This window comes from Ruegeria sp. HKCCD8929 (genome assembly GCF_013031405.1).
Lineage (GTDB): Bacteria > Pseudomonadota > Alphaproteobacteria > Rhodobacterales > Rhodobacteraceae > Ruegeria.
In genome coordinates this window covers 18,274-37,626 of sequence record NZ_WPZY01000031.1, presented here as the reverse complement: position 1 = coordinate 37,626, position 19,353 = coordinate 18,274, and the positions used below count along the sequence as shown (strand labels likewise).

Here is a 19,353-nt window from a genome sequence, read left to right as displayed (position 1 = left end):
TCGCGCTTTTGTCGGATGACATACTTTCGAAGGTGCCGAACAGCCCAGCCTATGCAGAAAAGCAGAGCATCGTTTCTGATGCCGAATGGTGGGCGGACAATCACGGTCGCCTCGAAGAGGCATTCCAGACCTGGCTTAATTCCGGGGGCCTGCAGGGCCCGTCTGGAACAACTCGATAAAGGGGGAGCAAAATGTCTGAAAAACAACAAAAAACGGCGGACAGCCTGATTGCAAAATCTGGACTGTTCACCGGAATGAATGCCACGATGGCCATTGCCTCGATGGCTATGATCATTGCCTTTGTGGCCTACACAATCATCGATGTGGAAAAATCGTCGGCCGTGTTCGCGGTCGGCAAGAACTTTATCATTGGCACATTGGACTGGTTCTATGTCCTGGTGGTTAACGCAGCCCTTTTCTTCTCCGTATGGCTGATGCTCAGCCGGTTCGGCGACGTTAAGCTGGGCAAGGACGATGATGAGCCTGACTTCTCAACCTTTTCCTGGATTGCCATGCTGTTTTCGGCGGGCCTGGGATCGGGTCTCATCTACTGGGGGGTTGCCGAGCCCATGTACCACATCCAGGGCAATCCGTTTAATGTACAGGCCGGGATTGAGGATGGGTCTACAGCGGCGGCCGTCAAGGCGGTCACCGTGACCATTTTCCACTGGGGGTTTCACGGCTGGGGGCTTTACGTCCTGACCGGTCTGGCTCTGGCATATTTCGCCTATCGCAATGATCTGCCGCTTACTCCCCGCTCGGCCCTCTACCCAATTTTGAAGGACCGTATCTACGGCCCGTGGGGAAATCTGGTTGACCTGATTGCCGTCTTCGGCACCATCTTTGGCATCGCCACATCACTTGGGCTGGGGATTGTTCCGATCGGTGCCGGTATCGAACGCCTTGGCATCATGGAAAACACTGTCTCAAACCAGTTGATACTCGTCGCCATCATTACCGTCCTGGGAACCGCGTCGGCGGCTTCGGGCGTCGGTAAGGGTGTTCGCATCCTGTCGGAAATGAATGTCATGGCCAGTCTGGGATTGCTGATCCTGTTCCTGATTCTGGGTCCGACCGCCTTTATCCTTGGCATCGTGATTTCCGGCATGGGCGACTATCTCTGGAATGTTGTCCCGATGGGGTTCTGGATCAACGGTGATCCCGAAAACCAGTGGCAGAGCTGGTGGACCATTTTCTATTGGGGCTGGTGGATCGCATGGTGCCCGTTTGTCGGCATGTTCATTGCCCGTGTCTCAAAGGGCCGGACAATCCGTGAATTCACCCTTGCCGTTTTGTTCGTACCGGTATCCGTTGTGATGATCTGGATGGGCGTCTTCGGCGGTGCGGCAGCTGGCGTCGATCTGTTTTACAACAGTGGTGTGGCTGAAACAGTGAACGAGGATTACGCGCGCGGCGTGTTCGCGACGGTCGCCGGGTTTGGCTATGATTGGCTGACTATTCCGGTCTACGTGCTGATCACGGTCCTGCTGATCTCATGGTTCGTGACCTCGTCAGACTCCGGCACGCTTGTCATGTGCACCATGCTATCGATGGGCGACGAACACCCGCCGATCAAATTCCGAATCTTTTGGGGTTTGACCTCGGGCGTCGTTGCGGCGGTGCTGATGCTGGCCGGAGGGCTGAGCGCGCTCCAGACAGCGTCTATCGTCGCCGGTCTACCCATTGCAGTGATCGTCCTATTGATGATTTACGGCATGGTCAGGACCCTGCATGAAGAGCATCCTTTGCCGGACGTCGAAGACAAGCGCGAGTTGGAGTTCCTGAACAGGTAACCGACTTGTTCTCTGCACAAAGGCGGGGCTGGTCATCTTGCCCCGCCTGTTCAATCGACTTGCGAGACCACCGTGCCTTCCAGACTGAAAAAACGGACATTTATCGTTCTCGAAACGAATGATGGCACCGGCAGGCTGGGCAAGGTGATCGATATTGTCCTCATAACGCTCATCGCCGCAAATGTGATGGCCGTTCTTTTTGAAACCTTGGACGGCCTGTACCGGCCATATGCCCATCTCTTTGCGCTTTTCGAGGTCTTCTCGGTTGCGGTGTTTTCGGTCGAATACGCCGTCCGTGTGTGGATAAGCTCCGAGCGCGCCGAATATTCCGGTGCCATATGGCCGAGGCTGCGCTACATGCTCTCGCCCATGGCACTGATAGACCTCTTTGCCATATTGCCCTTTTATCTGAGTTTCCTGGTTGCCTTCGATTTGCGGTTCCTGCGCGTGCTCCGGTTGCTGCGCGTGCTGAAACTGACGCGCTATTCCTCGGCGATGACCATGCTTCTGGACGTAATCCGTGAAGAGGCAAGCACATTTTTTGCCGCGTTCTTTCTGTTGCTTGTCTTGCTCATCCTGGCCGCAAGCGGTGCCTACATCGTCGAACATGACGCCCAGCCGGACAAATTCGCCTCAATCCCGCATGCCATGTGGTGGGCAATTATCACTCTGACCAGTGTTGGCTATGGGGATGTGTCGCCCATCACGCCGGCCGGGCAATTCTTCGGTTCTGTCGTCAGTGTGATCGGTGTCGGTGTGGCCGCTCTGCCTGCCGGCATTCTGGCCAGCGGACTTGCCGACCAGGTTCGCCGGAAACGCGAGGAAATGCGGCGAATGTTGCTGGAAGCATTGAAAGACGGTGTCATCGACGCTGAAGAAGAGCTTGAACTGGAAGCCTATAGAAGACGCCATGGTATCAGCGTGAAGATCTTGAACGAAGTGAAGTCCCAGCTTTCGTCGGAAAGCACCGTGCCCCGGGTCTTTGTCTGTCGGCATTGCGGAAAAGAGAATTGAAACCGGTCAGTTCGGGTCGCGATCAGGTCTTCCTTGTCCGCCTTCTATCAACACCCAATCCCCAGGCAGGCTATCTGTCACGGTATACACACCGTGTCGCCATCGGAAACAGCCGCATCATCGACTTTGACGGGCAAACCGTGCGGTTCCGTTGCCGCCGACCAAAGCTCCCGGGACAGCGCAAGCCCCGATATGGTGTGGAAATCCTCACCGCCGAGGCGTTCATTACCCGGTTCATGACCCATATTCTGCCAACCGGGTTCCACAGAATCCGCCACTTCGGCATATTTGCCAATGGCTGCCGCCGAAATACTCTCGACACCGCCCGCACAGCGCTTGATGACACCAACCCTGAACCGCAGTCGCAAAACGCAGACACGGCCACAAGTGCGCCGGGCGAAATCAGCGGCAAGGACATCGCAAAGCCCCCCAACTGTCCAGATTGCGGTACTCCCTTGCAGTATATCAGCGTCATTCCGGCCGGGTGGAAAAGACCGGGATCCAGTCGGGATCCTCCCCAGCCGGTTCAGGCACCCCTGACAAGGGCATCCTGCCTATGAATCCGATCTTCCCCAAAGGACCGGTTCCGCCGATCCAACACTACCGCTCGCGCAACGGGCCAACTCCAATCTGGGGTTCACCAATCATCAGGCTCTACACAGCACAAACAATCCAAAAAACGGTCAACCTTGCCGTTCTCACGCCCTCATACCAGCACCAAATGCCATACACCGTGCCCTTTGCGGGATAGCCGCTAAACCACTTTTTCCATAGGTCCACAAAAGCCAACCGCAGCCTCGTTCAATCAGGTTAGTTGCACTCCGCAAGCGCAACTAACCTTAAGTAGTCGATCCTGAACATCGCCTTCAGGCGGCAATTTTTTCGACCTGATCTCTTCGGCCGTACGCCATTTCCGCAGCAATGATGATGCACGCCTGATGGATCAGCGAGATAACCCGGCGCAAAATGTCTCTCAGGTGCCTGAGGATCATACGGATGTTGTGACCGCAACCGCAGAGCACGGCGAAGATTGCGTCGCCCTCGGTTCCCTTGAGCGGACATCGCGTCAGGCGGCCGTCAGTCTTCATATGCCCGATCATCGGCTCGATGGCGCTTCTGCGGCGCAGAAGTTTCGCGATGGCCTTGGTGACACCGCGCTTGGCACCGCTGATGAAGACCTTCACATTCCTTACGCCATGGCCCCGATATCCGCGGTCGACGAAGGCGAACTCCGGCTTTTGATCGGTCAGGATTTCAACCTGTTCCAGCGCCTCAGCCAGCGTGTGGCCGTCATAGGGATTACCGGGCAGCGCCCGCATTCCCACCACGAAGCCTCCCCGGTTGGTCGTGGCCACGCTGACCTTGGTTCCGAATTCGTACCGCTTGTGCGCCTTGCCCTTAGAGATGCAGTCCACCGCCGGCTCGTGCAGGCTGTAGAGCTTCTTTTTGTCCTTCGGCTTTTGCGCCAGAAGCCGGTTCACAAGCGCAATCATCTCCAGCAGGCGCTGCCGCAACGGACCCTCCGCAACCTTGCCCAGTTGCCGTTCGATGTCACGCAGCACCCGACCGGTGTAGCCCTTGAGCCGGCGTAACGCCTTGCGCATCCGTTTGAACTGACGGGCATGGGCGTAGCGTCCGACCTGTCTGGCCAACCGGGACCCGAGGCGGTTGTAATTCTGACGCAGGCCGATCCCGGCCTCGCGCTCCAGACCAACCAGCTTGCGCCGGGCCGCCTCATACAGGCGGGCGTCGGTCGGGTGCGCAATGTCCTTCTCCATCACCGTGGTATCAACCGTGACCCGCCTGAGGTCGTTGCCCTTCACCGTCCCGGCGCGTTTCCCGGCCTCGATCGTCTCGGTCAACATCCACTCGACACCTTCCTCGCCGATCCGCTTGCGCCAGCGCGTCATCGACGAAGCGTCAATCGGCAGACGATGTTGAAAGAACACCTCTCCGCAGAAATGCTGCCAATAAGGGTTCTCAGCCCATCGCGCCACGACAGCCTCGTCCGAGAGCCCGTAGGCATGTTGGAGGTAAAGCAGGCCCGCAACCAGGCGTGTCGATGTCGCCGGTCGGCCGGTGTGGGAGGGAAACAAACCAGCCCATTCCCGCTCGAACACCTCCCAATCGATCAGGGCGGCCAGCTTCACCAACTCGTGGCGCAGGTCGATCATCTCAACGAGGCGCGAGCGCCACAGATCGTCTTGTTCCGGGGGCAGCTTTCTGGGCTTCATATCACGGCTCGAAATTGCAGGGTTTCTGCCCCAACAATATCAAACCCTGCACTTTCAGCCTAACAAAATCGAGATATTACCAAATAAAATCAGCAAGATAAAACTTGTTCAGCGCGAACTAACACGGTACACGACGCAGTTGCGATGAGGAGCGAGACGGAGTCGAATAAAGATTCTTGACCAAAAGGATCTTCACTATGACTGGCCTGCTTCTCGCTCCTCTGATCGCAACGTTACGACCCCATTTTGATCTTGGGAAGACGCGACTTGAAACATTGGCAGTATTGCTGGTTGGGTTGGCGAATGGGCGTACGGTCAACCTGTCGCATTTGGCGAGCCAGTTCCCGGGCGGGGCCTTGCACACATCCAACTATCGTCGCCTGCAACGCTTCTTTCAGTTCGTCCGGCTCGACGTAGACACCTCCGCTCGGCTGATTGTGCGGATACTGAAGCTTGGGCAGCCAAGGCTGCTTGCGCTCGATCGGACGCAATGGGCGCTGGGATCGAGCCAGGTGAATATCTTGGTTCTGGCGATCGTGACACGCCGGTTCCGGGTGCCGCTGATGTGGACGTTGCTCGATCATCGCGGCTGCTCAAACACTGAGCAGCGGATCGCCTTGATGGAAAAGTATGTGCACCTGTTCGGTGTGTCCTCGATCAAGGCGCTCTTGGCCGATCGCGAGTTCATCGGTACCGATTGGATTGAATTCTTGAACAAAAACAATATCCCCTTCGTGATCCGCCTCAAGGAGAATATGCGGTTCCAACTCGAAGACGGCAGCGTGCGCGATTTTCCGACGCTCCTGCGCAAACGCCGCCGCGGAACATGGGCAGGCTGGCTCAGCGGCATGAAAACGATCTCTGAACGCAAACTGCGCTTCGCAGCGAAACGGATCCGGAGTGGCGAGTTGTTGATTGTTGCAACCAATCTCGATGATGGCTCGCGCGGCCTTAACCTTTACCGTCAACGGTGGGGCGTGGAGTGCCTCTTTGCCGATGCCAAGACACGAGGCTTCAATATCGAGGACACACATATTACCGATCCTGAAAAACTCGGAACCCTCCTCGTCGTCATCGCCCTCGCGGTCACTTGGGCCTATCGCTGTGCAACACGGGTCATGGGGCGCAAGGGCATCAGACGAAAAGTGCACGGTCGTCGTGAAAAGTCCTGGTTTCGAACCGGCTTTGACGCTCTGCGAAACTGGATCATGCACAAACCCGAGAAAGCTGTCGCCGCATGGACCCATAGGTACCCCGGAAAACCTCTCCAAACAGAGTGAGTCGTGTACCGTGGCGAACTAAGTATTATTCGAGCGAGAATCCGGGATGATTGCAATCCGCGCGCCGGATAAGTGCAATCCGTTACACGTATGGCGAGATCACAACATATGCGGTGGTCAGAGCAAGGTGCATACAACCTTCTGCAGGTGCGAACCCGCGACATCAACGGCACTCTCCAACGGGACTTGATGGCCGCATGACCCCCCAACTTCGGAACAGTCCCAACATGCTGCAGCTTCGTTACGAGAACCCCCTTTAAACGGCCGTCAGAAAATCCTTTGGCATCCGGTTGAGCGCCGGATGGCGCCCAACGGCGTAATGTCTCGCGGTGGCGCTCATGCGGCTGGTTCGGCGATTTCGGCAACAAGGTCGTAACCCAGCTGCAACAGCACATGCGGGATATCGAGCATGCACCGGCTTTCGACGATCCGGCCGGTCGGTATGAGCCCGGGAAACGGTATGACCCGCACCCCGGTGAGCTGCGGCCAGCCGCCGCTCATTTGACTGGCGGCAGTACGTTGAATCCGAACTGCAACAACGCATGGGGGACATCGACGAACACCCAGTTTTCAACCAGCAGATCGCCCTCGCGCCGCCACCAGTCACAGACCCGGAAAAATACGCGTTCATTGGTCGGACCGAAGCCCATGAACGGACTGACATTGACACCGGTCAACGAAGGCCACCCCCCGGAGCAGGTGTAATCGCCCTCTCCGTAGCGGGTGAAGTGCCGTGTCATGCCATTGTTCGCGGTCCCGCCGGACCAGCCTTCGAACTGGCTTTCGAACGGCACCTGAAAAGACCGGAAATGTTCGATACCGATGAAGGAGCCCCAGGCACCGGGGCCATACCACATCATGTTTTCGTGCCAATACGGCCGCCAGGCCTCGTCTTCAGTGGCAAGCCCCGACAGCATGTCGGTGACGATCTGATAGCTTTTCCGCCCCGCATCGGCATCCACCTCGCCACGCATGATGCCGTCCTGCGAAGCGGGGTCCTGAATCAACCCGGTATGGCCATACTCATTGCCCGGAACATAGCTGAGCGGCCACTGCCCGCAGGAGATCATCAGTTCCGGAATGTCGAGGAAGATGTAGCTCTCGACCGCCTTGCCATCTTCCACCCGGAAGAACTCGCCGAACCGCAGGTAGGTCAGCTTGTCGGTGGCGCGGATACCGATCCAGTCGCGGGCGAAATGACCGACATAATAGCCGGTGGCGCTGACCCAGGTGGCGCCTTCGAACTCGCCGGTCATGGCGATGTAGTGACGGCGGTAAAGTCCCTCGAATGCCGCATGCAAAGGCTTCAGGAAATGCTCGCAATAGGCGTCGGCCCCGGCGATCTCATTGAAGGGATGCACGATGTTGATATTTGCGTCTGCTGCAAAGAATCGCTGCGCGGCGGCGGCGAAATCGCCGGGATGCTGCAACGCATCGGAATAGGCGAAATAGGTGGTTTTGGCGGAAGACATCTGTCTTGGTCCTCTTGATAGGTTCAGGTTTGCGTGCGTGTGATCGACGTCACGCAACCCGGACCCGCCCGCATCTGCGCAAATGGAATCCGACCTGGCCGCCGCGCCCGGAGCGCCGCCAGATTCAGCCGGGCGGCGCACTCATGGGCGCGGAGGGATTGAGGTTGAATGCGACCCATGACGCTATCCCTTCACCGCCCCTGCGGTCAGGCCGCCGACGATCTGGCGCTGGAAGAACATCACCAGAATGAACAGCGGCACGGTGGCCGAGGCAACCGCCGCCACGGCGAACATAACGTTGCCTTCGGTTTGCGTGGTGCCGAGGAACGCCGCGATGGCAGGCACCATCGTGCGGTTGCTTTCAGATAGAAGCATCGCGCCGACGGCAAAATCGTTATAGGCTAGCAGGAAGGAAAACAAACCGGTGGTGATCACCCCCGGCCACATCACCGGAATGATCACCCACCGGAACGCCTGGAACTGGGTGCAGCCGTCGACCTTGGCGCTTTCGTCCAGTTCGCTCGGGATGTTTTTGAAGAAGGAATGAAGCATCCAGAGCGTGAACGGCTGGTTGATCGCCACCAGTACGATGATCGTGGTCGGCAGGATGCCCCAGATGTTCCATTCAAAGAACGGCAGCAGATAGCCTGAGACCAAGGTGATCGGTGGCATGGCGCGGAAAATCAATGCCGTGATCAGCAGCCAGAACGTGTAATTATAGGTCGACCGCGACAGGGCGTACCCTCCGAGCGTACCGATGGTAAGAGAGATGGTGACCACAAAGAAACACACAAATCCGGTATTCAGGACATTGCGCCAGAACTCTTCCTGAACCCAGGCGCCCTCGTACCCGGTGGTGGTGAATGGAGAGCCATAGACCGCTTCGGTCCGTGCGCCGGTGATGGCATTGGTCCAGTCGGCAATCGAGAAGAAATCCAGTTCCACCTTGAACGATCCCCATACCGTCCAGAAGAACGGAAAAGCGGCCAAGACAAACCAAAAGAGCACGAAAAGGGACGAGGCGATCCGAAGACCTTTGGGCATTCTTTGTGCGCGGCTGGCCATGTTATCTTGCTCCTTTGAAGTCGCGCCAGGTGCGAACAAGCACAGGCGACAAAAGAATGGCGACTCCGATAATTGTCATCACGGAAGTTGCGGCTGCGGAAGAAAGCTGCCGGGTCTCGCCGCCGAGATCGTAGAAGATGAACGTGCTGAGCGATTGTGCATGTGCCTGTGCGCTGAACCCGATTATCGGTTCAAACACCTTGAAATTGTCCATCAGCTGGATCAGCGCAACAAATGTGACCAGTGGCATGAGATGGGGAACAACCACAAACTTGACCTGTTGCCAGCGCGTAGCCCCGTCGATCTGGGCGGCCTCGATCTGATCTTGCGGCAAGGTTTGCAGCCCGGCATAGAACACGACAAAGGCAAACGGGGCGGCGTGCCAAACACCATAAACCATCAGCGCCACCCACATCAGCCCAGTTGAGGCCTTCAGGCTGAAATCCGGATCCCCGGCCAAGTATACAAGGGCGTTGCCGATGATGCCGCGACTGTCAATCATCCAAAACAGGATGAGCGAACCGATCAGCGGAGTCACGATCATCGGCAAAAGCGAGAAGAAGATCATCAATCCCTTGAGGTGTCGGTGCAGGGAGTTGACCGCTAGCGCAATTACCAAACCCAAAACGATGGTGAGTGGAGTCACAATAAACGTGAAGGTCAGCGTGAACGCCATTGCCCGGTAAAAGGGTAGATTCCCAAGCTCCGAAAAAAAGCCGCCCCATGTGTCGTTTGAGCCCCAGATTTGACCAAATTCCTGTATTGCCAGATGGCCGCGGTCAAAGTAAATGTCCAACCCCACAAACCGCCCCAATGGTTTCTCGGCGCGAAGGGCGGCCGTCGCCTGTTGGTCAATCTTGGTCTCTGTCGTGCATCCGATAAGGGGGGTGCAGTTTTCGACTTCCAACAGAACGGCCGGGTGGGGCGCGAAAATCGATTGAGTCACCACCGAGGCTATCGGCATCGCGATGAACAGCAGCATCGCAAGACCTGTGGGCAGGAAGAACCAGAGGAACGTCTTATGTCGCATGTCGCAATCCTCGCGTGAGATTGTTTGTGCGGGCGACTTTCATCGGCGCCCGCACAGAGGCACCTTATTCAAGGTATCCTTGCTCGGTTGCGGCGGCCCGATATGCTGCCTCGACATCGGCCAGTGCCTTTTCGGCGCTTTCCTTGCCTTGCATAAAGTCCGCAAGTTCGTTGCCGAGCGCCGTGTGCAAAAGGCCCATGTAAGGCAGCATCGGATAAGGCGGTGTTCCCATTTTGGCCGCAGCGAATACGCCCTCGGCATCTGCGCCGGGCTCGTAACCTTCGATCAGCCAGACCGCCAGCGGTGTAGTCTCATCATTCAGCATGTCCGGCCGGATACCGTGTTTCATGGCGATGAATGTGGCCTCGGCCTCTTCATCCGAAATGTTCTTGCCGACGGTCCAGCCATCCCACCACAGTGTCGATGCAGGGACCGAGCCGCCGCCGACTGTCAGCGGAGCCGCAATTGCGTGACCGTCGATCACTTCCTGCAGGACCCCTTCGGTCGAGGTTTGCTGCGACGCGCGCGATCCCCACATGTTCATGATCGCCACATTTCCTGCCCGGTATTCGGCATTGGTGGCGTTGGAATCGTGGGTCAGGAAGTCGGGGTTCATGTATTCCGACAACGCCTTCATCATGTTGAGAGCTTTGACGCCGGCCTCGGTATTGACGTTCGGCTCAGCCGTCCCGGGCTTGAAGTGGGTGCCGCCGTAGCCAAGGAACATGTTGTTGAATTCCTGCGCCAGGTTCCAACCCGCCGCGTAGGCGCCACCAACCGGGTTTTGCATGATGCCCTGCTCGCGAATTGCTTCGGCCACCTCGAGCAGCTCTTCATAGGTGCGTGGCACATCGACGCCGGCCTGTTCCAGAACATCCTTGCGATACATCAGATGCTGTGCATTGGCCATGAAGGCCACCGCCATGATATCATCACCGATTTTGATCAGCTGTCCCGGCTGCAGATCCTGACCATGTTGTTCAACCAGATCATTGAGCGGGCGAATGACGTCTACGTTCATCAGCGCCGCGATCGAGGCGTTGGCGATGATGGCCGTCGTATATTCCGACGGATTGCCCGACAGACCAGCCACGTTGATGGTTTGGTGCTCGGATGTCAGATTGGATTCCACCGATGCACCGGTGCATTCTTTCGTGCCAGCGGCAACGGCCTGAATGGCGGCGAATTCATTGCCAACAATGTTGACACGTGCGCCGATTTCGCAGGCATATCCCGTGCTTGCGACAAAGGCGGCTACCGAGCCGGCCAATGCAATTTTCTTCAGAAACATCAATATTCCTCCCTAGATGGATGGTGCATCTTCGAAGTCTGCACCCAGATTACCCCGTCCCAACGGGTATCGTTTGCGGTTCTCAGCCCTCCAGGCGAGCCCCGGTTTTCGCATCAAACAGATGGCAGTGATCGGTATGGATATGAATCGAGACCTGATCGTCGATTTCGGCCCCGTAAGTTTTGTCGGCTTTCACCGAGACCAGCGCGCCGCCGATCCGAACCGAAATCATGGTGGCGTCGCCCAGCAATTCCTGCGTGTAAATAGGTGCGTTGATCTCGCCGCCGCTATCCACAACATTGGCATCCTCGGCACGAAGTCCCAGCGTGATCGGCCCGTCCGGCGCATTCAGCCCCGACACCTCTGTGTTTTGCGCACGGAATATGCCGCCCCGGACCTCACCTTCCATAAGGTTCATCGCCGGGTTGCCGATAAAGCTGGCGACAAAGGTGTTGGCCGGTGTGTCGTAGATTTCGGTCGGGCTGCCGACCTGCTGCACCACGCCCTGTTTCATGACGACCACGCGATCGGCCTGCGTCATCGCCTCGATCTGGTCATGCGTCACATAGATGGTGGTCACTGCCAGTTCATGGCTGAGGTTCTTGATCTGGGCCCGCGTTGACACCCTGAGTTTGGCGTCCAGGTTCGACAGCGGCTCATCCATGAGAAATACATTCGGTTCCCTCACAATGGCACGCGCCAGCGCGACACGCTGGCGCTGACCGCCCGACAATTCTGCAGGCTTGCGGTGCAAGAAATCGTCCAGTTCGACCATTGCGGATGCGCGGCGTACTTTTTCGTCGTGAGTGGCGGGGTCGATGCCGCGGACCTTCAACGGGAACCGAATGTTCTCATAGACGTTCATGTTCGGGTAAAGCGCGTAAGACTGGAACACCATCGCGACGTCGCGATCCTTGGGTTCCATGTCGTTGACACGGGTGCCGTCGATCAGAATGTCGCCCTCGCTGGCGTCTTCGAGACCGGCGATCATGCGCATGGTCGTCGTTTTGCCGCAGCCTGAGGGGCCGAGAAGAACCAGAAACTCTTTGTTGGAAATCGTCAGGTCGAAATTGTCTACCCCAACAAACGAACCCCACCGCTTTCCGACGTTGCGAAGTTGAATCTCGGCCAATCTGCTCTTCCCCACGAAGGAATTACACGCTATGACTGCGTAGTCATATGCACTTTGTATTTGAGCTAGACTACGTAGTCAATATTTGATTATCTGACTCCAGATTTGGGATTGATGCGAGGAACAGGATCTTGATCAACGTTGAAGACGAGCTGTTCATGAACGAGGGGACGGGGTCACAAAGCGCGACTTCGCATGATGTGGCGCGCCTCGCGGGTGTGTCTCAAAGTACAGTTAGCCGGGTTTTTCGGCGCGGTGGCGTAGTTTCGCCAGACATGCGTGCACGGGTCATGGATGCGGCGCAGACGCTCGGCTATCGCCCCCACGCCTTTGCCCGGTCGCTCAGCACCGGTCAGAGCCGGATCATCGGCATTGTCATTTTGGAGAAAAATCGTCACCAGGATTATTCGGGATCGCTCATCACATGGCTTGGCAAAAATCTTGCAGAGAAGGGCTACCAGATCATGGTGTTTCTCGCACCGGAGGACATTGCCGATCCAGGTCCACTAATACAGACGATTCTCGAACACCGGGTAGACGGACTGGTCATTTCGGCCATCAATATATCCTCGCATTTTGCCGAAGAATGCCAGCGGGCCAGAATTCCTGTGCTTCTGTTCAACCGGCATCAGACGGACAGGTCGGTCACGTCGATCACAACGGATGACTATGGCGGCGCCCGCGCGATTGCAGAGCATTTCGTTGAGCGCGGCCACCAGCGGCTTTCCATCATTGTGGGTCGTGAAGACACATCGACGAGCCAGGACCGCGAGCAGGGGTTTCTTGACGGCGTGCATGCCGCGGGGCTGACTCTCTGCAGCCGTGGGGTTGGCGCTTATGATCCCACAATCGCAGCCGAGGCGGCCAGCGCCCTGATGGGCGTTCCCGCCGACAATCGCCCGAGCGCGGTGTTTGTCGCAGGTGACCAGATGGCGTTGGCTGTGATGGACACCCTCCGTTTCCGTCTGGGACTAAGAATACCCGAAGACGTGTCGGTGATCGGATTTGATGACATCCCGGAGGCCGCGATGCCCAGCTTTAACCTCACGACCTACCGGCTACCGTTTCGGAGGCTTGCCCGCGTCGCAACCGATCTTATCATCGAGCAAATTGAGTCAAGCAAAGTGGAACCGCGGCGGGAGGTCGTAGAAGGTGCAATCGTTGAGCGTGGTAGCGTCGCGTCACTTTGAAATACTGACCCTTGCTTGCCCCGAAACCCGATCGTTATCGTTCTGCTTTCAAAAGGAGCACGCCGCCCCGTTTCCTTCCAAGACCAGTGTAACTTAGGGGTTAGCCAGCTTGGACATGGTGCCTCTGACAAATTTCAATGACCGCTCCGTCGCAAACAAGCCTCGTCGCAGCAATCGGTTTGCCGCAGTTGCGAAGGATTGCTGCGCGAGCAGTAGCCGCGTCGGCAAACGGCGGCTGTGTCCCGCGTCCAGTGAGTTCGCCAACCAAACTCGAAGGTTTGCAACCACCCCAAACCTGACGAATGCAAACGCATCGGCCAAATAGATCGGGAAAGGCGGGTAAGGGCTCGACCAGCAGATACAAGTCGCCAAACGAATGTCGGCTCCCAAGAAACGGCTCAGAGTTTGCAAACTCTGCTTTTCTGCGCTGAGCTGCGCGCACATGAAAGTCCGATTGTCAGAAAAAGGCTCTGGGAGCGGACGAATAGCAACTCACAAGTAGAAGACATGAGTTCGACCAACTCACAACCTGGTCCGGATGCCCAGGCCACAGGCAAGAAGACGGGAACACTATCGCTCCTGGTTGCAGGACCATTTCCAATGCATCGATCTTTGTCCCGGCTTTCACCCACCCCTGCCGCTTGTCGGGGAGTTCCGGATCAGGGCAGATGACACCTTTCCAAACAGACATGCTCAACCTTATCGGCGAAAACGGTTACCAGGGGATTACTGATGACCCCGCATCGGAGGTTGCGCCTGTCTACTCCAAGAAAGCCGCACCGCAACACTAAAACGGCAATGAAGATCCTGGCTGAGCCACCCCGCCGACAAAGACCACATCGCTGCCTCAGCCACCTGTTTCAAACCGCAGCTTCCCTGTCTTTCTACGCCCCTGCGCTACTACGCCGTCACAGCTGTTGCCCATAGCCCAATACCGGTCTTCTTGATGGGTTCCGTACCTCAATGCGGGGCTTGTCATGACCGTCATCAATCTCAGACCGAACGCTTTATCACGCGGTGCAAGGATGCTGCGCACGGCGCTTGGTGCGGATATCGCCGCCTGGCTTGCAGATCCGGGCATCATCGAAGTGATGCTCAACCCCGACGGCCAACTCTGGATTGATCGGCTTGCCGAAGGCCTCTCCAATACCGGTGCCTGTCTTGCCCCCGCCGATGGCGAGCGGATCATCCGGCTTGTCGCCCATCATGTCGGCGCCGAGGTCCATGCCGCGGCGCCGCGGGTCTCGGCGGAACTGCCCGGGACCGGCGAGCGGTTTGAGGGGCTGCTGCCGCCGGTTGTGGCCGCTCCAGCCTTTGCCATCCGCAAACCGGCCGTTGCCGTGTTCTCCCTCGAGGATTATGTCGCCGCCGGGATCATGGACGCGCAGGCGGCGGACGCCCTGCACAAGGCTGTCGCCGGCCGCGCCAACATCCTTGTCGCAGGCGGCACCTCGACCGGCAAGACCACCCTGACCAATGCGCTTCTGGCCGAGGTCGCCAAGAGTTCCGACCGCGTGGTGCTGATCGAGGACACCCGCGAGTTGCAATGCCTGACGCCGAACCTGGTGGCGCTGCGCACCAAAGACGGCGTCGCCACGCTCTCCGATCTCGTGCGCTCCGCGCTGCGGCTGCGTCCGGACCGTATTCCCATCGGCGAGGTGCGCGGGCCCGAGGCGCTGGATCTGATCAAGGCCTGGGGCACCGGCCATCCCGGCGGGATCGGTACGATCCATGCCGGCTCCGCCCTGGGCGCGCTGCGCCGCCTCGAGCAACTGATCCAGGAAGCTGTTGTCACCGTTCCGCGCGTACTGATTGCCGAGACCATCGACCTGATCGCCGTGTTGTCGGGGCGTGGTCCTGACCGCCATCTCTCCGAGCTTGCGCGGGTCGGCGGCCTGGCCTCCTCGGGGGAGTATCACCTGGACCAGCTTCTGCCCCGTTCTCAGGGAGACCATCCGTGATGTTTCCCCTCCCCTCCCACTGGCTGTTCTGTGCCTCCGCGTTAGCCGTCACCATGCTCATCGTCGCCGACCCTGCCCTTGCCGCCGGGTCCGGCATGCCGTGGGAGGCGCCGCTGCAGTCGATCCTCGAGTCGATCGAAGGCCCGGTCGCCAAGATCGTTGCGGTGATCATCATCATCCTCACCGGCCTGACGCTGGCCTTTGGTGATAGCTCCGGCGGCTTCCGGCGTCTGGTGCAGATCGTGTTCGGGCTGTCCATCGCCTTTGCCGCCTCGAGCTTTTTCCTTTCGTTTTTCTCCTTCGGCGGCGGGGCGCTCTTCTGATGGACAGCCCGGCTGACATTCCCGGATTTGTGGCACCGGTGCACCGCGCTTTGACCGAGCCGATCCTGCTTGCCGGGGCGCCACGCGCCATTGCCATCACCAACGGCACACTTGCCGCTGCCATCGGCCTTGGCCTGCGATTGTGGCTGGTTGGTCTTCTCCTCTGGTGTGCCGGCCATCTCCTCGCGGTCTGGGCTGCGAAGCGCGATGCACAGATCGCCGAAGTGGCGCGGCGGCATCTGCGCTATCCGTCGTGGTTTGGGGTGTGAGGTGATGATGCGCCTCGCCGAATACCGCACCAAGCCCGCGCTTCTGGCAGACTTTCTGCCCTGGGCGGCGCTGGTGGCGCCGGGTATCCTCCTGAACAAGGATGGCAGCCTGCAGCGCACGGCGCAGATCCGGGGTCCCGATCTGGACTCCGCAACACCCACTGAGCTGGTTGCCACATCGGCCCGGCTCAACAGCGCGCTGCGCCGCCTTGGCTCCGGCTGGGCGGTGTTTGTGGAAGCGCAGCGGATCCCGGCGCGGGACTATCCGGCTTCCGACTTCCCCGATCCCGTGTCCGCGCTGGTCGATGCGGAACGGCGGGCACAGTTCGAGGGTGAGCCGGATCAGGGATCGCTCCGGTGGATCGATCCCCCGGCGAACGACACACATTTCGAAAGCCGGTATTATCTGACCCTTGTCTGGATGCCGCCGGCGGACGAGGCCAGCCGCGCGAGCCGCTGGCTCTTTGAGAACGCACCCGACAAGGGGGGCGACCCGCATGAACTTGTGTCGGCATTCACCAGTCGCACCAACCGGCTGCTTGATCTCCTCGACGGCTTCATGCCAGAGGCCATCTGGCTCTCCGACGCGGACACACTCACTTACCTGCATTCCACCGTTTCAACGCGGGCTCAGCACGTCCACGTGCCGGAGGTGCCGATGTTTCTCGACGCGGTGCTGGCCGACGAACCGCTTGCGGGCGGTCTCTCCCCACGCCTCGGATTCGCATACCTGAAGACGCTGACCCTTATCGGCTTTCCAGGCGCGACCTGGCCGGGGCTGCTCGATGAGCTCAATGGTCAGGCCTTCCCATATCGCTGGTGCACCCGTGCGATCTGCCTCGACAAGACCGATGCCGCGCGTCTCTTCACCCGCATCCGCCGCCAGTGGTTTGCCAAACGCAAATCCGTCGCTGCGATCCTGAAAGAGGTGATGACCAACGAAGCCTCGACGCTTCTGGACAGCGACGCCGCCAACAAGGCGGCGGATGCCGACGAGGCCTTGCAGGACCTTGGTGCGGATGTTGCCGGCGCCGCTTATGTCACCGCCACGATTACGGTCTGGGACGAAGATCCACGTGTCGCCGACGCGAGGCTCAGGTCGGTCGAGAAGATCATCCAGGGCCGCGACTTCACCTGCATCACCGAGACGCTGAACGCGCTTGAGGCCTGGCTCGGCGCGGTGCCCGGACATCTCTATGCAAATATCCGGCAACCGCCGATCTCAACCCTGAACCTGGCCCACATGATACCCGCCTCCGCGGTCTGGGCGGGACCAGAGCGCAATGATCATCTCGACGGCCCACCGCTGTTTTTTGCCGAGACCGTAGGCGCAACGCCGTTCCGCTTTTCCACCCATATCGGCGATGTCGGGCACACCCTGATCGTTGGCCCGACAGGTGCGGGCAAGTCCGTCTTGCTGGCCCTGATGGCGCTGCAATTCCGCCGCTATAAGGGGTCCCAGGTCTTCGCATTCGACTTCGGCGGCTCGATCCGCTGTGCAACGCCGGCCATGGATGGGGACTGGGAGAATCTCGGTGATGCCCTGTCCGAAGACGACCCCGCCGTTCAGCTGCAACCGCTGGCCCGCATCAATGCCCCCGCGGAGCGGGCCTGGGCGCAGGATTGGCTGGCCGGGCTTCTGTCCCGGGAAGGTGTGACTGTCGATCCGGTTGCGCGCGATCACCTCTGGTCGGCGCTCACCTCGCTGGCTTCCGCTCCGGTGGCCGAGCGCACGCTGACGGGCCTGTCGGTGCTGCTGCAATCAACGGAACTCAAGCGCGCCCTTGCGCCCTTCTGCCTCGGCGGGCCGTTCGGGCGGCTGCTCGATGCCGAGACCGAGCGGCTTGGAGAGGCGGATGTGCTGGCCTTTGAGACCGAAGGGTTGATCGGTTCTGCCGCCGCGCCCGCCGTGCTGGCCTATCTCTTCCACCGGATCGAGGCCCGGCTTGACGGGCGGCCGACGATGATCCTGATCGACGAGGGCTGGCTTGCGCTTGATGATGCAAGCTTCGGTGGCCAACTCCGCGACTGGCTGAAGACGCTGCGAAAGAAAAACGCCTGTGTTGTCTTCGCCACCCAATCGCTGGCCGATATTGACACCTCCCCCATTGCCCCCGCACTCATCGAAAGCTGCCCGACCCGGATCTTCCTGCCCAACGAACGGGCCTTCGAGCCGCAGATCGCCGAGACCTACCACCGCTTTGGCCTGAATGAGCGGCAGATCGGGATCGTCGCCCATGCGATGCCGAAGCGCGATTATTATTGCCAGTCCCGGCGCGGCAACCGGCTTTTTGCGCTTGGCCTCGGCGAGGTGACGCTTGCGTTCACCGCGACCTCTTCGAAGACCGACCAGGCCGCCATCAGCGCGATCCTCGCCGATCACGGACGCGACGGCTTCGCCGCCGCCTGGCTGCGTCATCGTGGCCTCGACTGGGCCACCGAGCTGCTCGGACCTGAAGCGGCAACCCCCCGTCCATCCACCACCGACCCCGACTCAAAGGAAACAGATGATGCACCGCACTCCTGACCGCCAAGCCCCATCCCTGACATTCACCGCCGCCCTGCTTGCAAGCGCCCTCGCGTTGACGCCCGTCCTGACCACACCGGCGCAAGCCTTCTTCTTTGGCGGCGGTGGTGGGCGCATCGTCTATGACCCGCAAAACCACGCCGAGAGCATTCTCTCTGCCGCCCGGGCGCTCGAGCAGATCAACAACCAGATCGCGCAGCTGCAGAACGAAGCACGGATGCTGGTGAACCAGGCCCAGAACCTCGCCCGCCTGCCGCAGTCCTCGCTGGCCCGCCTGCAGGGCGCGGTTGGCGAGACCCAGAAGCTTCTGTCGGATGCCGAGAGCCTTGCCTTCGATGTTGCTGCCATCGAGACCGCGTTTGCCGAAGACTACGGCACCGCCGCCTCGCGCGGCACCTTCGACGCAAGCCTGGCCGGCGCCCGCTCCCGCTGGGAGACCTCTGTTGCGAGCTTCAAGGACGCGCTGCGGGTACAGGCGGGGGTAGTTGGCAATATCGAAGACGCGCGCAGCCAGATGGATACACTGGTGCGCCAGAGCCAGGATGCGGTTGGCGCGTTGCAGGCCGCACAGGCCGGCAACCAATTGCTCGCATTGCAATCGGCGCAGCTGGCCGATCTCACCGCCGTCATCGCAGCGCAAAACCGTGCCGTGGCGCTTGAAGCCGCGCGGGCCGCCTCCGCCGAGGCGCAGGGCCGGGAGAATCTCGCGCGCTTTCTCGATTACGGAGCGGGCTACACGCCCGGCACCGTCCGCCTGTTCGGGAACTGAGGC

At 59.4% G+C, this 19,353-nt stretch carries 17 protein-coding genes; 10 read left to right on the top strand and 7 right to left on the bottom strand.

Annotation, left to right across the window (positions count from 1 at the left end; genetic code table 11):
- Nucleotides 1–191: 191 nt before the first annotated feature.
- From GOX53_RS24315 to GOX53_RS30360, 3 genes are all read left to right on the top strand, one after another.
- Nucleotides 192–1,793: a BCCT family transporter gene (locus GOX53_RS24315; RefSeq protein WP_254446748.1), complete on the top strand. Its 1,602-nt coding sequence runs from the start codon at nucleotides 192–194 to the stop codon at nucleotides 1,791–1,793.
- Nucleotides 1,794–1,865: 72 nt separating this feature from the next.
- Entirely contained in the window at nucleotides 1,866–2,807 is a 942-nt protein-coding gene (locus tag GOX53_RS24310; protein ID WP_171181046.1) for a potassium channel family protein, read from the top strand.
- Complete coding sequence (locus GOX53_RS30360; protein ID WP_371810427.1) at nucleotides 2,789–3,367, top strand: transposase; 579 nt, start codon at nucleotides 2,789–2,791, stop codon at nucleotides 3,365–3,367. Before GOX53_RS24310 ends, GOX53_RS30360 begins: the two co-directional genes overlap by 19 nt.
- 306 nt (nucleotides 3,368–3,673) lie before the next feature.
- Here GOX53_RS30360 and GOX53_RS24300 read toward each other — a convergent pair whose 3' ends face one another.
- Nucleotides 3,674–5,041 (bottom strand): IS5 family transposase, encoded by a 1,368-nt coding sequence (locus tag GOX53_RS24300; protein ID WP_254446745.1) that lies wholly within the window; start codon nucleotides 5,039–5,041, stop codon nucleotides 3,674–3,676.
- Nucleotides 5,042–5,238: 197 nt separating this feature from the next.
- Here GOX53_RS24300 and GOX53_RS24295 point away from each other — a divergent pair, with 197 nt between their 5' ends.
- Nucleotides 5,239–6,321, top strand: a complete 1,083-nt coding sequence (locus GOX53_RS24295) for an IS4 family transposase (RefSeq protein ID WP_171181044.1) — start codon at nucleotides 5,239–5,241, stop codon at nucleotides 6,319–6,321.
- Between the two features lie 336 nt (nucleotides 6,322–6,657).
- Here the strand turns inward: GOX53_RS24295 and GOX53_RS24290 are convergent, their stop codons facing one another.
- The 6 genes from GOX53_RS24290 to GOX53_RS24265 form a co-directional block, all read right to left on the bottom strand.
- Nucleotides 6,658–6,822, bottom strand: coding sequence for a hypothetical protein (locus GOX53_RS24290; protein WP_171181042.1), 165 nt, complete (start codon nucleotides 6,820–6,822; stop codon nucleotides 6,658–6,660).
- Entirely contained in the window at nucleotides 6,819–7,793 is a 975-nt protein-coding gene (locus GOX53_RS24285; protein ID WP_171181040.1) for a nuclear transport factor 2 family protein, read from the bottom strand. The genes GOX53_RS24290 and GOX53_RS24285 overlap by 4 nt, the downstream gene beginning before the upstream one ends.
- A gap of 183 nt (nucleotides 7,794–7,976) precedes the next feature.
- Nucleotides 7,977–8,858: a carbohydrate ABC transporter permease gene (locus GOX53_RS24280; RefSeq protein ID WP_171181039.1), complete on the bottom strand. Its 882-nt coding sequence runs from the start codon at nucleotides 8,856–8,858 to the stop codon at nucleotides 7,977–7,979.
- Between the two features lies 1 nt (nucleotide 8,859).
- Nucleotides 8,860–9,888, bottom strand: a complete 1,029-nt coding sequence (locus GOX53_RS24275; protein ID WP_171181037.1) for a carbohydrate ABC transporter permease — start codon at nucleotides 9,886–9,888, stop codon at nucleotides 8,860–8,862.
- 64 nt (nucleotides 9,889–9,952) lie between these two features.
- Nucleotides 9,953–11,179, bottom strand: coding sequence for an ABC transporter substrate-binding protein (locus tag GOX53_RS24270; protein ID WP_171181035.1), 1,227 nt, complete (start codon nucleotides 11,177–11,179; stop codon nucleotides 9,953–9,955).
- Nucleotides 11,180–11,261: 82 nt separating this feature from the next.
- Nucleotides 11,262–12,311, bottom strand: a complete 1,050-nt coding sequence (locus GOX53_RS24265) for an ABC transporter ATP-binding protein (RefSeq protein ID WP_171181034.1) — start codon at nucleotides 12,309–12,311, stop codon at nucleotides 11,262–11,264.
- Nucleotides 12,312–12,442: 131 nt separating this feature from the next.
- Here GOX53_RS24265 and GOX53_RS24260 point away from each other — a divergent pair, with 131 nt between their 5' ends.
- The 6 genes from GOX53_RS24260 to trbJ all read left to right on the top strand — a co-directional run bounded on the left by GOX53_RS24260 (nucleotide 12,443) and on the right by trbJ (nucleotide 19,350).
- A complete protein-coding gene (locus tag GOX53_RS24260) occupies nucleotides 12,443–13,501 on the top strand; it encodes a LacI family DNA-binding transcriptional regulator (protein ID WP_171181032.1) in 1,059 nt (352 codons plus the stop codon).
- A gap of 977 nt (nucleotides 13,502–14,478) precedes the next feature.
- Entirely contained in the window at nucleotides 14,479–15,462 is a 984-nt protein-coding gene (gene trbB / locus GOX53_RS24255) for a P-type conjugative transfer ATPase TrbB (RefSeq protein WP_171181030.1), read from the top strand.
- Nucleotides 15,463–15,515: 53 nt separating this feature from the next.
- Nucleotides 15,516–15,785 carry a TrbC/VirB2 family protein gene (locus tag GOX53_RS24250; RefSeq protein ID WP_254446749.1) on the top strand — a complete coding sequence of 90 codons (270 nt, stop codon included), beginning with the start codon at nucleotides 15,516–15,518 and terminating at the stop codon, nucleotides 15,783–15,785.
- A complete protein-coding gene (locus GOX53_RS24245; protein ID WP_171181028.1) occupies nucleotides 15,785–16,054 on the top strand; it encodes a VirB3 family type IV secretion system protein in 270 nt (89 codons plus the stop codon). The genes GOX53_RS24250 and GOX53_RS24245 overlap by 1 nt, the downstream gene beginning before the upstream one ends.
- 4 nt (nucleotides 16,055–16,058) lie before the next feature.
- Nucleotides 16,059–18,581, top strand: a complete 2,523-nt coding sequence (trbE, locus tag GOX53_RS24240) for a conjugal transfer protein TrbE (RefSeq protein ID WP_171181026.1) — start codon at nucleotides 16,059–16,061, stop codon at nucleotides 18,579–18,581.
- A complete protein-coding gene (trbJ, locus tag GOX53_RS24235; RefSeq protein WP_171181024.1) occupies nucleotides 18,565–19,350 on the top strand; it encodes a P-type conjugative transfer protein TrbJ in 786 nt (261 codons plus the stop codon). Before trbE ends, trbJ begins: the two co-directional genes overlap by 17 nt.
- Nucleotides 19,351–19,353: the final 3 nt, after the last annotated feature.